Source organism: Streptomyces sp. WP-1 (assembly GCF_030450125.1).
Lineage (GTDB): Bacteria > Actinomycetota > Actinomycetes > Streptomycetales > Streptomycetaceae > Streptomyces > Streptomyces incarnatus.
This window is the reverse complement of record NZ_CP123923.1, coordinates 3,289,965-3,304,568: the sequence shown is the minus strand read 5'-3', so window position 1 is coordinate 3,304,568 and position 14,604 is coordinate 3,289,965. Positions and strand designations below refer to the sequence as shown.

Annotated in this window: 13 protein-coding genes; 7 read left to right on the top strand and 6 right to left on the bottom strand. The window is 73.6% G+C overall.

The annotated features are described in order from the left end of the window. The first annotated feature begins 6 nt into the window (after positions 1–6). Positions 7–1,761, top strand: coding sequence for a DUF6350 family protein (locus tag QHG49_RS14135; protein ID WP_301492774.1), 1,755 nt, complete (start codon positions 7–9; stop codon positions 1,759–1,761). A 13-nt stretch (positions 1,762–1,774) separates the two neighbouring features. On the opposite strand, the gene QHG49_RS14130 is transcribed toward QHG49_RS14135, so the two are convergent. Continuing rightward, positions 1,775–2,716 (bottom strand): hypothetical protein, encoded by a 942-nt coding sequence (locus tag QHG49_RS14130; RefSeq protein ID WP_301489968.1) that lies wholly within the window; start codon positions 2,714–2,716, stop codon positions 1,775–1,777. A 281-nt stretch (positions 2,717–2,997) separates the two neighbouring features. Here QHG49_RS14130 and purN point away from each other — a divergent pair, with 281 nt between their 5' ends. Beyond that, positions 2,998–3,627, top strand: a complete 630-nt coding sequence (gene purN, locus QHG49_RS14125) for a phosphoribosylglycinamide formyltransferase (protein ID WP_145482997.1) — start codon at positions 2,998–3,000, stop codon at positions 3,625–3,627. Further along, positions 3,624–5,186 (top strand): bifunctional phosphoribosylaminoimidazolecarboxamide formyltransferase/IMP cyclohydrolase, encoded by a 1,563-nt coding sequence (gene purH / locus QHG49_RS14120; protein WP_301489967.1) that lies wholly within the window; start codon positions 3,624–3,626, stop codon positions 5,184–5,186. Before purN ends, purH begins: the two co-directional genes overlap by 4 nt. A 106-nt stretch (positions 5,187–5,292) precedes the next feature. Here purH and QHG49_RS14115 read toward each other — a convergent pair whose 3' ends face one another. From QHG49_RS14115 to QHG49_RS14100, 4 genes are all read right to left on the bottom strand, one after another. Then, on the bottom strand, positions 5,293–5,763 hold the full coding sequence (locus QHG49_RS14115) for a hypothetical protein (RefSeq protein ID WP_159704282.1): 471 nt from the start codon (positions 5,761–5,763) through the stop codon (positions 5,293–5,295). Between the two features lie 94 nt (positions 5,764–5,857). Then, positions 5,858–7,372: a protein kinase gene (locus tag QHG49_RS14110; RefSeq protein WP_301489966.1), complete on the bottom strand. Its 1,515-nt coding sequence runs from the start codon at positions 7,370–7,372 to the stop codon at positions 5,858–5,860. Further along, positions 7,369–8,196 (bottom strand): FHA domain-containing protein, encoded by an 828-nt coding sequence (locus QHG49_RS14105; protein ID WP_301489965.1) that lies wholly within the window; start codon positions 8,194–8,196, stop codon positions 7,369–7,371. Before QHG49_RS14105 ends, QHG49_RS14110 begins: the two co-directional genes overlap by 4 nt. A gap of 131 nt (positions 8,197–8,327) precedes the next feature. Next, entirely contained in the window at positions 8,328–8,855 is a 528-nt protein-coding gene (locus QHG49_RS14100) for a hypothetical protein (protein ID WP_301489964.1), read from the bottom strand. A 277-nt stretch (positions 8,856–9,132) separates the two neighbouring features. Between QHG49_RS14100 and QHG49_RS14095 the strand changes: the two genes are divergently transcribed. From QHG49_RS14095 to QHG49_RS14080, 4 genes are all read left to right on the top strand, one after another. Next, positions 9,133–9,987 carry a bifunctional methylenetetrahydrofolate dehydrogenase/methenyltetrahydrofolate cyclohydrolase gene (locus QHG49_RS14095; protein ID WP_159704288.1) on the top strand — a complete coding sequence of 285 codons (855 nt, stop codon included), beginning with the start codon at positions 9,133–9,135 and terminating at the stop codon, positions 9,985–9,987. After that, entirely contained in the window at positions 9,977–10,447 is a 471-nt protein-coding gene (locus tag QHG49_RS14090; protein WP_145483013.1) for a DUF3017 domain-containing protein, read from the top strand. The genes QHG49_RS14095 and QHG49_RS14090 overlap by 11 nt, the downstream gene beginning before the upstream one ends. 175 nt (positions 10,448–10,622) lie before the next feature. Continuing rightward, positions 10,623–11,774 carry a DUF2690 domain-containing protein gene (locus QHG49_RS14085; RefSeq protein WP_301489963.1) on the top strand — a complete coding sequence of 384 codons (1,152 nt, stop codon included), beginning with the start codon at positions 10,623–10,625 and terminating at the stop codon, positions 11,772–11,774. 317 nt (positions 11,775–12,091) lie between these two features. Further along, positions 12,092–13,081: a malate dehydrogenase gene (locus QHG49_RS14080; RefSeq protein WP_145483019.1), complete on the top strand. Its 990-nt coding sequence runs from the start codon at positions 12,092–12,094 to the stop codon at positions 13,079–13,081. Positions 13,082–13,177: 96 nt separating this feature from the next. On the opposite strand, the gene QHG49_RS14075 is transcribed toward QHG49_RS14080, so the two are convergent. Beyond that, positions 13,178–14,560 carry an MFS transporter gene (locus QHG49_RS14075; RefSeq protein WP_145483021.1) on the bottom strand — a complete coding sequence of 461 codons (1,383 nt, stop codon included), beginning with the start codon at positions 14,558–14,560 and terminating at the stop codon, positions 13,178–13,180. Between the last annotated feature and the right edge of the window lie 44 nt (positions 14,561–14,604).

Below are 14,604 nucleotides of genomic sequence, written 5' to 3'. Positions count from 1 at the left end.
ACCCAGATGACCGCGCGCCGACCGTCGCTCACCCCCCTGTCCACCCGGCTGCGCGACCGTTCGCCCGGCCTGTCCGCGAGCCTGCTGAACGGCGTGGTCGCGGCCGGACTCGGCCTCGGCGCGCTGACCGTGCTGGTCCTCGGCCTGTGGATCAGCTCGCCGTACCCCGACAGCGGGCCGAGCGGCGCGCTGCACATCGCCGCCGCGCTGTGGCTGCTGGCGCACGGCGTCGAACTGGTCCGCACCGACACCCTCTCGGGCGCGCCCCTCCCGGTGGGCGTCACCCCGCTGCTGCTGCTCGCGCTGCCCGCGTGGCTGCTGTACCGGGCGGGCCGGTACGCCACGGACGCCTCCGGCGAGCCCGACGGACCGCCCCCGGTCCCCGTGCGCACGGCCTGGCTCGGTGTGGTCCTCGGCTACCTCGCCGTCGGCACCGCCACCGCGCTGTACTGCTCGGGCGGTGAACTGCGGCCGTCCTGGGGCTGGTTGGTGATGTCCCTGCCCCTGGTCGCGACGGCCGGGGCGGGGGCCGGGGTCTGGTCGGCGCACGGCTGGCCGCCCGGACCGCTGCTGGTCGTGCTGCGGGCGGTGCCGGGTCCGGTACGGCGGCTGGTGTTCGGCGCGGACGCGCGGGCCCGGGTGGACACGGCCGTACGGGCCGCCGGGGCGTCGACCGCCGTGCTGGTCGGCGGCGGGGCGCTGCTCGTGGCCGCCTCGACGGTGTGGCACGGGGACGTGGCACGGGCGTCGTTCCTCCAGCTGACGGAGGGGTGGACGGGGCGGTTCGCGGTGCTGCTGCTCGGCATGGCGCTGGTCCCCAACGCCTCCGTGTGGGCCGCGTCCTACGCCCTCGGCCCCGGTTTCGTCCTCGGCGCCGGGCACCCGGTGCACCCGCTGGCCTCCGACCCGGCCCCGCTGCTGCCGCCGTTCCCGCTGCTCGCGGCGGTTCCGGACGCGGGCCCCGGCACCCGTCTGAACTGGGCGGCCGCGCTGGTGGCGGTGGCGGCCGGGGTGGTGGCCGGGTGGTTCGTGGCCCGCGCGGCGGTACGACGCCCAGGGCGCGGGGAGCCGCCCCGGGTGCGCTGGTCGGCGGCCCGTACCACCGGTGTGACCCTGCTGACGGCCTTCGTCTGCACCCTGCTGCTGGCCCTGCTCGCCGACTTCTCCGGCGGTCCGCTGGGTGTCGGCGCGCTCTCCCGCTTCGGCCCCCTGTGGTGGCAGACCGGCCCGGCGGCGGGCGCCTGGACCGCGCTGCTCGGCATGCCGACGGCCCTCGTCGTACGGGCCTGGCGGCTGCGGGGCGCGGGGGCCCCGAGGTCGGCGACCGATTCAGGGAAACCGGCGGGCGGGCAGAAGCCCAGGGACCCGGAGCGGACGAAGGGTTCCGGAAAAGCGAAGGACCCGGGCAAGGCGAAGGACCCGGGCAAGGCCAAGAACTCCGGAAAGGCCGACGGCAGGGCCAAGCGCGAGGACGGCCTCTCCGAGGAGGACGCCTACGACATCCTCCCGGCCGAGCCCCCGGCGGAACTCCGTATCGAACTGCCCACCAAGGCCCCGGCCAAGGCCCTGACCGAGGCCCCCGCCACGGAGCCCACGAAGCCCGCGAAAACCACTGAGCCCGCGAAAACCGCTGAGCCCACGAAAACCGCTGAGCCCACGGAACCCACGGAATCCGCCGAAACCACGGATCCCGCCGCGACCAAGGAAACCCCCGGAACTCCCGGAACCCCCGAGACCCCCGGGACTCCCGAAACCCCCTGACCCCGCCCCCGTCCTACTCGTTCGCCGACCCGAGCACGCTCCTCAACTGCTCCGGCAGCAGCGTCTGGCACGACTGCTTCGCCTCGTGCGTGAGCGCGTCGTCCACGCACGTGAAGTAGTCGCGGTAGACGAACTGGACCGTGAACGTCGAGGCGACCAGCACCAGGGCCAGGGACGCCGTGACCAGACCGCCGACGGCCGCCGTCGTCTGGGGGCGGCCGGCTGCCGGGGCCGGCCTGTCCGGGTCGGCGGCGCGGGGCTCGGCGCGCAGCGCGCTGATGCCCCAGTACAGCGCCAGCGCGCCCAGCAGCAGCGAGACGTACGGCCAGCTGAACAGCACGAAGAAGACGGCCCACATGCCGGACAGCAGCGCGTAGCGCGCCCGGCGCTGGACCGGGTCCGTGGGGTCCCAGCGCATGCCCGCGCCGGGGCCGCCCTGACCGCCTCCCTGGCCCCCGCCCTGGCCGGCGGGCCGCTGGGGACCCGCGCCGGGACGCTCGCCGAAGCCGCCGGGGGACCGGCCGGGCTGCCGGTCGCTCCACTGGCTGCCCCAGGAACCGCCGCCGTGACCACCACCGGGACCGCCGTGGCCGCCCTGGCCGCCACCGGAACCGGAGGGGCCGGACGCACCGCCCGGGTGCCGCGGCTGCCACGGCCGGTCCGGCGTGCCCTCCGGCGGCGGCGCGAACGGATTGTCCTGCTGCCGTCCGCCCTCGTCACCCCGGCCGTCCCGCCCGGGGCCACCGCTCTGCCCCTCACCGGACCCACCCGGTCCACCCGGTCCACCGAACCCACCAGTTCCGCCGGACCCACCGGACCCGTCGGATCCACCGGCCCCGCCCCGCGGGGCGTCGGGCGGCGTCGAAGGCCGCTCGCGCAGCAGCACTCCGTCGCGCTCCCCTCCCTGGGCCGGCGCTGGCGGGAACGTGAGGAGTCGCAGGCTGCGGACGGGCATCAAAAGAGCGTCTTCCCCTAGATCAACACGGCTGGTCGTCGTGAGCTTCCACCCCGTCAACGCGCCGCACGACGACCGCGTTCCCGGGACTGCTCCTGTCGATTCCCTGCGAACGCTACCTCCCGGCCACGCACCCGTCCCGTGGGGGCCGTCCGCGGTGCCGGTATCGTTGCTGGCGGTCGGCCGCTTCGTAGGGTTCCCCGTATCCGGGGGCGCGAAGCATTCGTACGAATGTACAAAGCGCCGACGGTACAGACCGTTTCTTGAGAAAGGGCCCCACCGTGGCCGCCAACCCCGTGGCCAAGCGCCTCGTCGTGCTGGTCTCCGGATCCGGCACCAACCTCCAGGCGCTGCTGGACGAGATCGAGCGCACCGGAGCCGAGGCGTACGGCGCGCGGATCGTCGCCGTCGGGGCCGACCGCGACGGCATCGAGGGGCTCGCCCGCGCCGAGCGCGCCGGGCTGCCGGTCTTCGTGTGCCGGGTGAAGGACCACGCGAGCCGCGCGGAGTGGGACGCCGCCCTCGCCGCCGCGGTCGCGGCGTACGAGCCCGATCTCGTGATCTCCGCCGGGTTCATGAAGATCGTGGGCAAGGAGTTCCTCGCGCGCTTCGGCGGGCGGTTCGTGAACACCCACCCGGCGCTGCTGCCCAGTTTTCCCGGCGCCCACGGCGTCCGCGACGCGCTCGCGTACGGCGCCCGGGTCACCGGCTGCACCGTCCACTTCGTCGACGACGGCGTCGACACCGGGCCGATCATCGCGCAGGGCGTGGTGGAGATCCGGGACGAGGACGACGAGAGCGCGCTGCACGAGCGCATCAAGGAAGTCGAGCGAAGGCTGCTCGTCGAGGTCGTGGGGCGGCTCGCCCGCAACGGCTATCGCATCGAGGGACGAAAGGTAGTTATCCAGTGACCGCCGAGAGCAACAAGCGGCCCCTTCGCAGGGCGCTCGTCAGCGTCTACGACAAGACCGGCCTGGAAGAGCTGGCGCGCGGGCTGCACGAGGCCGGGGTCGAGCTGGTGTCGACCGGTTCCACCGCCTCCCGCATCGCCGCCGCCGGCGTCCCGGTCACGAAGGTCGAGGAGCTGACCGGCTTCCCCGAGTGCCTGGACGGCCGGGTCAAGACCCTGCACCCGAAGGTGCACGCGGGCATCCTCGCCGACCTGCGCCTGGACAGCCACCGCGCGCAGCTCGACGAGCTGGGCGTGGCGCCGTTCGACCTGGTCGTCGTGAACCTCTACCCGTTCCGCGAGACCGTCGCCTCCGGTGCCTCGGCCGACGAGTGCGTGGAGCAGATCGACATCGGCGGCCCCTCGATGGTCCGCGCCGCCGCCAAGAACCACCCCTCGGTCGCCGTGGTCACCAGCCCCGCCCGGTACGCGGACGTCCTCGCGGCCGTCAAGGACGGCGGCTTCGACCTGGCCGCCCGCAAGCGGCTGGCCGCCGAGGCGTTCAAGCACACCGCCGCCTACGACGTGGCCGTCGCCTCCTGGTTCGCCGCCGACTACGCCCCCGTGGACGACTCGGCCTTCCCGGACTTCACCGGCGCCACCTACGAGCGCAAGAACACCCTGCGCTACGGCGAGAACCCGCACCAGGGCGCCGCGCTGTACGTCGACGGCACGGGCGGCCTGGCCGAGGCGGAGCAGCTGCAAGGCAAGGAGATGTCGTACAACAACTACACGGACACGGACGCCGCGCGCCGTGCCGCGTACGACCACGCCGAGCCCTGCGTCGCGATCATCAAGCACGCGAACCCCTGCGGCATCGCGGTCGGCGCGGACGTCGCCGAGGCGCACCGCAAGGCGCACGCCTGCGACCCGCTGTCCGCGTTCGGCGGCGTCATCGCCGTGAACCGGCCGGTCAGCAAGGAGATGGCCGAGCAGGTCGCGGAGATCTTCACCGAGGTCATCGTCGCCCCGGACTACGAGGAGGGGGCCCTGGAGGCCCTCACCAAGAAGAAGAACATCCGGGTGCTGAAGGCCGAGGGCGGCCCCGCCAACGCGGTCGAGGCCAAGCCGGTCGACGGCGGTCTGCTGCTCCAGGCCGCCGACCGGCTCCAGGCCGAGGGCGACGACCCCGCGCACTGGACGCTGGCCACCGGTGAGGCGCTGTCCGCCGAGGAGCTGAAGGACCTCGCGTTCGCCTGGAAGGCGTGCCGCGCGGTGAAGTCCAACGCGATCCTGCTCGCCAAGGACGGCGCCTCGGTCGGCGTCGGCATGGGCCAGGTCAACCGCGTCGACTCCTGCAAGCTCGCGGTCGAGCGGGCCGGCGAGGAGCGCGCCCGGGGTTCCTACGCGGCCTCCGACGCCTTCTTCCCGTTCCCCGACGGCCCGCAGATCCTGATCGACGCGGGTGTCCGCGCGATCGTCCAGCCCGGCGGTTCCGTCCGGGACGAGCTGGCCGTCGAGGCGGCCCAGAAGGCGGGCGTGACCATGTACTTCACGGGCACGCGCCACTTCTTCCACTGAGCCGCGTCTGAGCTGCGTCTGAGCCGTGTCGCCCTGAGCGGGCACGCGTACGGCGGCCTCCGGCCCTCCCCCGAGGGGGCCGGAGGCCGCCGCGCCGTGTGCCGGATCAGCAGGGACGCAGGGAGAAGATCGGGTTCCAGGTGGCGGTGCCGGCCTGGTACGCGGTCGAGGTCCAGCGGACGCTGCCGTCCTGGTTGAAGAACCGGGCGACCGTGCCGGGCGTCTGGTTGTTGGTGAACGGGCCGTCGCCGGTCCAGTTGCTCACCGTCCAGGTCTGGCACTTGTAGAAGTCGAACTTGGTGCCCTTGACGACCATGCAGAGGTGGCCGTACGCGCAGGCCAGGTCCTTGGCGGCGAGCTTGCCCGCCGGGGCCTTCGTGAGGGTGAGGCCGTCGTAGCGGACCTGGTCCCCCGTCACCTCCAGCGCGGCCGGGTGGCCCGGCAGCATCTGGTCGGCGGTGCGCTGGACGGCGGTGACCCGGGTGCCGTCCGGGGCGGCGGCGGTGGCCGCGGCCGTGGAGCCGGCGAGCAGGGCGGTGGCCGCGACGAGCAGCGCGGCGGGCTTGGCGATATTCACTGTTCCCCCATGTGAACGAGCGAGGTGGTCGCTCCGCCGTGGCGGAGTGGTTCCACCGTCCCAGCCGGGCCCCGCGACCGGTACCTCGGAAGTCTCAGGGTGTGTACTCCGCGAGCCCCCGGGCGACCCGCGCGCAGTACGCGCGGTACACCGCCGGGATCCCGCCCGCGGCGTCGACCTTCTTGTACGACGTCCGGTACGCGGCCGCGTCCAGCAGCCGCCGGTCACCGGGCAGGTCCGCCTTCAGGTGGGCGTCGATGAAGCACAGATAGCGGCCCATGGCCGGGATGGACACGGCCGGGGTCAGCGGGGGCGTGGGCGTCGCGGCGGCGGGGATGCCGTCGTCCCGCATCCACCAGCGCAGCACGGACGGGGTCCAGCGGGCGATGCCGTACTCCTGGGCGCCCGGGTCGGCGAGGCCCGCGTCGAAGCCGCTCTCGGCCCTCAGCATGGCCGCGATCAGCGCCGGGCTGACGTTCGGGCGGCGGCAGCCGTGGGCGGCGTCCACGATCAGCCGCCGGTAGCGCACCGGTACGCCCCGGTCGGTGCGCAGTTCGGCCGCACCGTAGCGGGCCAGGGCCTTCTCGTCGCCGGTGTGCCGGTGGTCGAGGCCGTACCCGAGGAGGGCGGCGAGGGCGGCGGCGGCCGCGAGGACCAGGACGGTCGCACGACGGCGCCGGCCGGGGCGCGTGAGGCGGGGCAGCCGGGGCGCGCGGCCGGTGCCCGCGGCGGCCGTGACACGGCGCAGCAGTGCCCCGGTGCCGATCCGGTCGGCGTGCGTACGGGCCAGGCAGTCCCGCACGATCTCCCGCCAGGCGCCCGGGAGTTCGGCCGACAGACGCAGCTCCTCGGTGCCGCGCGCGTAGGCGACGGCGGCGTCCCGGCGGGCCGAGGGGGTACCGCCGGGCAGCGGGAAGGAGCCGGTGAGCAGGAGGTGGGCGAGCACGCCGAAGGCCCAGATGTCGGCCGACGGGCGGATCGGGCGCCCGCGTTCGCCGATCTCCGCCCACAGCAGCTCGGGCGGGGTGTAGTCGGGGGTGGAGAAGGCGGGCGTGTAGCCGTGGGTGCCCTCCAGTTCGGCGGCCATGTTGAAGTCGGCGAGCCGCGCCGAACCGTCCGCCATCAGCAGCACGTTGGCCGGTTTGAGGTCGCCGTGCACCCAGCCCGCCCGGTGCAACTGGGCCAGCCCCTCGGCGACTTGGGCCAGCAGCACCGGCCCGGCGGCCGGCCGGGGACCGGCGGCGAGCAGCGCGGCCAGGGAGCCCCGAGCGCGTTCCAGTACGAGGACGGTGGCGCCGTCGAGGGCGGGGCGCCCGGGGTCGTCGACGACGAGGGTCTCGTACATCCGGATCAGGCGCGGCTGCCGCAGCCGCCGTAACAACGCGACCTCGCGCTCGACCAGTTCGCGCAGGTGGGCGAGCTGGCGGGGGGTGCCGGTGCCGGTGGGGAGGAACTTCAGGGCGGCGGTGCGGGGGAGCGGGCCGTCCTGTCCGCCGGCCCGCCGGGCGGCGTACACGCTCCCGAACGCGCCGGTCGCGAGCGGTTCGCGGACCTCCCAGTCGCCGACCCGGTAGCCCCTGGGCACCGGGACGGCGTACGGCTCGGTCACCGGACGGTCCGGCGCGCGGCCCCGGTTCCGGTGCCGGCCCCCGGCTCCCTGCCGGCCCCCGGCTCCGTGCCGGTCCTCAGCTCCCTGTCGGGCCCCGGTCCGGTGCCGGACAGCACGATCAGGTCGTCCTCGCGCACCAGGTCGAAGCGGAGCGCCAGCGAGACCAGGGACTCCTTCTTGCCGTTCAGGCGCGGGCCCGGATCCGCCGTGTCCGGGCCGGGTTTGAGCCGCAGCTTCACCGCGAGATAGTCGATGTTCCACTGCACCGAGGTGCGCGAGGCGGCCGGCCAGGAGGGCGCCAGCCGGGCCACGACCTGGTCGACGGTGGGCAGCGGGGCGTGCGGATCACCGCGCAGCCGGGGCTCGCACAGGGCGGCCAGCACGGCGAAGTAGCGCTTGGCGCGGTCGACGGAGAAGGCCGGGGCGGTGGTGTCGCCGTCGGTTCCGCAGCCGTCGCGCAGATAGTCGTGGCGCGGCGCCCACACCTCGACGGCGAGCAGATCACCGCCCGCGGGCAGCACGATCCGGGAGAACTCGAACGGCACCGGAGCGTCGAGCCGGCCCGGCCCGACCTTGATGTGCTCGCCCGCGCCCTCCGGGTTCTCCACGACGTACGTCTGGTGCGCGGACAGGTTGCTCAGCGTCCAGAACGCGCCCTGGGCGCCGAGTTCACCGGCCCGGCGCGAGACTCCCTCGTGCGGGATCGGCAGATCGTTCCCGGGCGCCCGCCCGAAGCGGAGGCGCTCGCCGGGGGCGAGGCGGATCTGGCCGCGCTGCTGCCGGTCCCCCGTGGTCGGCGGAGGTACGACGATGATGCTGTACAAGGTGCGTCTCCCCGTGCCTGACGGCTTCTCCCAGAGTAGGGCGACGCACGGGGGCCGTGTCCCCCCTTCAAGGGTGAGACACGGCCCCGGACGACGAATGGCGCGAAGTGTTCCTCGATCGCGCGGTCGGCTCAGTAGCGCGGGCGGCCGAACCAGGCCTTGCCGTCGGCACCGCCGACGAAGCAGGCGATCAGGATGCCCATCACGATGTGGAAGATGCCCACGACGACGAGGAACGGGTAGACGCCGAGCACCGCGGTCAGGATGCCGAACACCAGCGTCGTGACGCGCAGGTTGTTGCCGCCGGAGGAGAACTTCGTGGCCAGCACGACCGCCCACACCAGCCAGGCGAGCGCGAGCACCACGATGGCCCACAGCACGCCCACCGGGTAGTCGGCGAGGCCCGGCACGGAGTTGTCGTGCTTGGCCTTGTTGACGGCCACGGCGGAGAAGGTGAAGAGACCCACGCCGATGACCTGGAGGGCGACGATCACCCACAGCATCACGCGGGCCGCGTTGACCTTGCCCGGCATGACGGTCATCGGGGCGGCGCCGCCGTACGGCTGCTGGACCGGCGGCGCGGCGGGGTAGCCGTATCCGGGCTGCTGCGGCTGGCCCTGCGGGTTGCCGTAGGGGTTGTTCGGGTCGCCGTAGCTCATGGCTGGTGTTCCTCCGTGGTGTCGAGCGAGTGCGGGGACGAGGCGCGGCACCGCACGGAGGAGCGTTCTACAGATGCGGTCCGTCCCCCCGATGAGCTGCCCGCTGCACTGCGCTGTTCATGGTTCTTGACCGGATACTGACTTGTCCAGCCGTAATCTCCGGGTGTTGTGCAAGTGCAACATCAGTGATCACCCCCACCGGTGCCCGGACCCCGGTGGGGACCCTGATCCGGCCCCGGATTGGAACCCTGGGGCGGTCATCCTGGAGGATGGGGGTATGACCGCCCAGATTCTCGATGGCAAGGCCACCGCAGCCGCGATCAAGTCCGATCTGACCGCCCGCGTGGCGGCGCTGAAGGAGAAGGGCATCACGCCCGGCCTCGGCACGATCCTGGTCGGGGAGGACCCCGGCAGCCGCAAGTACGTCGCGGGCAAGCACCGCGACTGCGCCGAGGTGGGCCTCGCCTCCATCCAGCGGGAGCTGCCGGCCACGGCCACCCAGGAGGAGATCGAGGCGGTCGTCCGCGAGCTGAACGAGGACCCGGCCTGCACCGGCTACATCGTCCAGCTGCCGCTGCCCAAGGGCATCGACGAGAACCGCATCCTGGAGCTGATGGACCCGGCCAAGGACGCGGACGGCCTGCACCCGATGAACCTCGGGCGCCTCGTCCTCAACGAGCCCGCCCCGCTGCCCTGCACCCCCAACGGCATCCTCACCCTGCTGCGCCGCTACGGCGTGGAGATCAAGGGCGCCGAGGTCGTGGTCGTCGGCCGGGGTGTCACCATCGGGCGCCCGATGCCGCTGCTGCTCACCCGTCGCAGCGAGAACGCCACCGTCACCCAGTGCCACACCGGCACCCGCGATCTGTCCGCCCACCTCAAGCGGGCCGACATCGTGATCGCGGCGGCCGGCTCCCCGCACCTGATCCGCGCCGAGGACATCAAGCCGGGCGCGGCCGTCCTGGACGTGGGCGTCTCCCGCAACGCCGAGGGCCGGATCGTCGGCGACGTCCACCCGGACGTGACCGGGGTGGCCGGCTTCATCTCCCCCAACCCCGGCGGTGTCGGCCCGATGACCCGGGCCCAGCTGCTGGTCAACGTGGTCGAGGCGGCGGAGCGCAGTGCCGGCTGAGGACACGCGGGACGGCGAGGAGACCGTCCGCGACGCGATCAGCGCCCCCGACGCCGAGGGGCGCCCGCGGCGGGTCACCCGCCGCTTCCCGCTGTTCACGCGGGACACCGCACGCCCGGAGGGCGGTGGCCGGGCCGCGCCCCGCGACGCGCCCGCCCCCGCCCGGCAGTGGCCCCTGCTGGTGGTCCTGGGCACGGTCGCGCTCGGCCTGCTGCTGACCGCGTTCGACGCGTTCCGGGTGGGCACCCTGCTGATCGGCGCCGCGCTGCTGGCGGGCGCGGTACTGCGCTGGATGCTGCCCGGCGTCGGCATGCTCGCGGTCCGCTCCCGCTTCACCGACATCAGCACCTACGGCGTCCTCGGACTGGCGATCGTCCTGCTGGCCCTGATGGCCCAGCCGCATCCTTTGCTGGAGATCCCGTTCGTGAGCAACACGCTGCACTTCACGATGACCAAGTAAGGCCGGTGATGCGGCGGTTCGTCCCCACCCCCGATGAGGGACGAACCGCCGCCCGACACACCCTGGCTCCCGGCCGAGGGCCTGATCAACGGCTGTCTTCGCGCTGTGGCACGGAAGTGACCGTTCCGCAGAACGGTGACCGTCCGGTACGAACATGGGGATGAGGGGGGAGACGATGCCTCGTTGGCAGACCTTGCCGAACGAACTCGACCCGGAGATCAAGGAGTTCGTCAGCCAGCTGCGGTGGCTCGTGGACCTCGGCGGGCTCGGCGGCGCGGCCCTGGCCGACCGCACGGGCTACGGCAGGGCGTCCTGGGAGGACTACCTCGCCGGACGGCGCCTCGCCCCCAAGGGCGCGGCCGTCGCGCTGGCCGAGGCGGCGGGGACCAGCCCGGTGCCGATCATCACGATGTGGGAGCTGGCCGAACGGGCTTGGAGCCGGGCCGAGTTGGGGCATGAGCACGCGGCGCCGGGACACCGGACCGAGGGTGGAACCGACGGCGGGGCGCTCGGTGTCCCGAGGATTCCCGCGCAGCCGACGGCCCCGGCGGGGGAGCGGCGCGGGGCCGAGGAGCGTCCGGGCGCCGGGGGTACGGCGGCGGACTCGTCCGGCGGCAACTCGTGGGGGCTGGCCGGGTACCAGGGGCCGTCGCGGGCGAGCGGACGGCCGGGAGCGCGGCCGGATCCGGTACGGGTACCCGGTGCGCCGGAGCCGGGGAGTCCCCGGAGCCCTCAGAGCCCTCAGAGTCCCCAGAGCACCCAACGTTCTGATGCCGTACGGCCCGCCGCTCCCGCTCCCATGCCCGCTCCCGACCCCGACGCCAGGCCCGGGTACCGGCAGCCGGTGCTGATGTTCCTCGGCGGGTTCGTGACGGTGCTGCTGATCATCCTCGGCGTCTTCCACTTCACCGGTGACCACGGCGGCAGGCACGAGGCGGCGGCCGGGCGGGCCGCCCGGAGCGCGAGTCCGAGGGCGAGCCTGCCGCCCGGGGTGAAGTGCTCGGGCTCGGACTGCGTGGGCAAGGACGCCGAGTCGATGGGGTGCAGCGGCGACCAGGTGACCACCGCCCAGACCGTCACCCTCGGCACCACCACCCTGGAGGTCCGCTACAGCAAGGTCTGCGGTGCCGCGTGGGGCCGCATCACCGGCGCGGTGCCCGGCGACAAGGTGCGGGTCACCGGGGCGCGGGGCAAGGCCCGCGAGAGCGGGGAGGCCACCGAGGCGGGCGACACCATCGCCTACACCCCGATGATCGCCGTCACGGATCCGGCGCAGGCGACGGCGTGCGCCACCCTCGCGTCGGGCCGTACGGGCTGCACGAGATGACGCCGAACGAATGAATTCGGGACCGGCAGGCATGCCCGGCCGGATCCTGGGCACGCGAACGGATACCCCCCACGGGAGACCGGTGCGCCGGTACCCCCACCGGCGGCCGTCTCCGTCCACCCTCTCCGGACGGACGGCCGCCTTTCACATCCCCTTCCAACCCCTCGCGATCTTCTGTGGGCTGAGCCACAGGGCCCCGCACGTCTCGCATGCCGGATGCGCGATAGCCTGACCGCTGGATCTCTCTTGATGCCAAGAGATCGATCATCCGCCCGGGGCAGGGACGCCCCACCGCCAGCTGTCATACGGAGAACGCCATGACCCGCACTCCCGTGAACGTCACCGTCACCGGCGCGGCCGGCCAGATCGGTTACGCCCTGCTCTTCCGCATCGCCTCCGGCCAGCTGCTCGGCGCGGACGTGCCGGTCCGCCTGCGCCTCCTGGAGATCACCCCGGCGCTCAAGGCCGCCGAGGGCACGGCCATGGAGCTGGACGACTGCGCCTTCCCGCTGCTCCAGGGCATCGACATCTCCGACGACCCGAACGTCGCCTTCGACGGTGCCAACGTGGCCCTGCTGGTCGGCGCCCGCCCGCGCACCAAGGGCATGGAGCGCGGTGACCTGCTGGAGGCCAACGGCGGCATCTTCAAGCCGCAGGGCAAGGCCATCAACGACCACGCCGCGGACGACATCAAGGTCCTGGTCGTCGGCAACCCGGCCAACACGAACGCGCTGATCGCGCAGGCGGCGGCGCCGGACGTACCGGCCGAGCGGTTCACCGCGATGACCCGTCTGGACCACAACCGGGCGCTGACGCAGCTGGCGAAGAAGACGGGCTCGACCGTCGCCGACATCAAGCGGCTGACGATCTGGGGCAACCACTCCGCCACGCAGTACCCGGACATCTTCCACGCGACGGTCGGCGGCAAGAACGCGGCGGAGGTCGTGTCCGACGAGAAGTGGCTGGCCGAGGACTTCATCCCGACCGTGGCCAAGCGCGGTGCGGCGATCATCGAGGCGCGTGGCGCGTCGTCGGCGGCGTCCGCCGCGAACGCCGCGATCGACCACGTGTACACCTGGGTCAACGGCACGGCCGAGGGCGACTGGACGTCCATGGGCATCCCGTCCGACGGTTCGTACGGTGTGCCGGAGGGTCTGATCTCCTCCTTCCCCGTCACCACGAAGGACGGCACGTACGAGATCGTGCAGGGCCTGGAGATCAACGAGTTCTCCCGCGCCCGCATCGACGCGTCGGTCCAGGAGCTCGCGGAGGAGCGTGACGCCGTCCGCGGGCTCGGCCTGATCTAAGGCTGGTTCCCGGCGACGGCCCCGCTCCGATTCCTCAGGAGCGGGGCCGTCGCATGTGCGGGAGCGTCGTGGCCGGTCGCGCGGTTCCCCGCGCCCCTAGGGGGTTGCCGCTGACGTCGGCCGTGAGGTCAACGGCCCGCGCTCGCCGTACCCCCGCACCACCAACCCCGTGGCCACCAGCACCACCACCCCCACCACCCGCAACGCCGGCCCCATTCCCCGGAGCAGGTCGGCATGGCCGGACAGCACCGTGCCGGTCACGGCGACGCCGAGGGCCGCGCCCGTCTCGCGGGCCGTCGTGCCGAGGCCCGAGCCCAGGCCCGCCCGGTGCGCGGGCAGGGAGGTGACGACGCCCAGGGTGAGCGGCGGCATGGACAGGCCCGCGCCGGCGGAGATGACCAGGAGCCAGCAGACGAAGAGCCCGTACGGCGTGGCTCCGGACGCCGTGGACGCGCCGAGCAGGCCGAGGCCGATGAGGGCGAGCCCGGTGCCGACGAGGGCGCGGGGATGGTCGAACCAGCGCTTGGCCAGGATCTGCGCGGCGGACATCCCGGCCACCAGCGGCATGATCGCCACCCCGGTGACGGCGGGGCCGTACCCCTTGACCTCCTGGAGGTACTGCGAGTTGACGTAGAAGAGGGAGAACAGGCCGAAGAAGGCCGTGGCCGTGCCGAGGGACGCCGCCCGCAGCCGGGGCGAGGCGAAGACCCGCGGGTCGAACAGCGGGCCCCGGGCGCGCAGCGCGTGCACCGTGAACGCCGCCACCAGCAGTGCCCCCGTGCCGAAGGCGCCGAGGATCCGCGCCGACAGCCAGCCGTACGACGGCCCCTCGATGATCCCGAACAGCACGGCCACCAGCCCCGCGATCAGCAGCACCGCGCCGAGCGGATCGGTGTGGCCCGAGGCCGAGCGCTCCGTGCGCGGGACGACGCGTGCCACCACCGCGATCAGCAGCGCCGCGAGCGGCACCATGGCCCAGAACAGCGCCCGCCAGCCGAGGAACTGACCCGCGAGCCCGCCGCCGAGATTGCCCGCGGCCCCGCCGAGGCCGATCGACAGCGTCCACGCGGCCATCGCGCCGAGCCGCCGCGCGGGCGCCGCCAGCTGCATCACCAGGGACAGCGTGGCCGGGGTGATCAGCGCCGCGCCCGCGCCGGACAGCCCCCGGCCCAGGATCAGCACGAGCGGCGCCCCCGCCAGCGCACTGGTCGCGGCGCCCGCCGCGAACAGCACGAGCCCGGCGAGCAGCGCGCCCTTGCGCCCGTGCCGGTCCCCGAGCGCCCCGGCGGGGATCAGCAGCCCGGCGAAGACGATGACATAGGCGTCGACCGTCCACAGGACCTCGGCGTGCGAGGGATGCAGCGCGGACGAACTCAGCTGCGGTATCAGCAGGTTGATCGCCGCCACCATGCTCTGCGCGACCAGGACACAGGCGCACAGGGCGAGCAGGGCGGGGCGTTTCAGGGCGTGCGAGGGCACGGCTCCTCCCGGGGAGCTGGACGGTGGAAGGGGATGCACGCTCA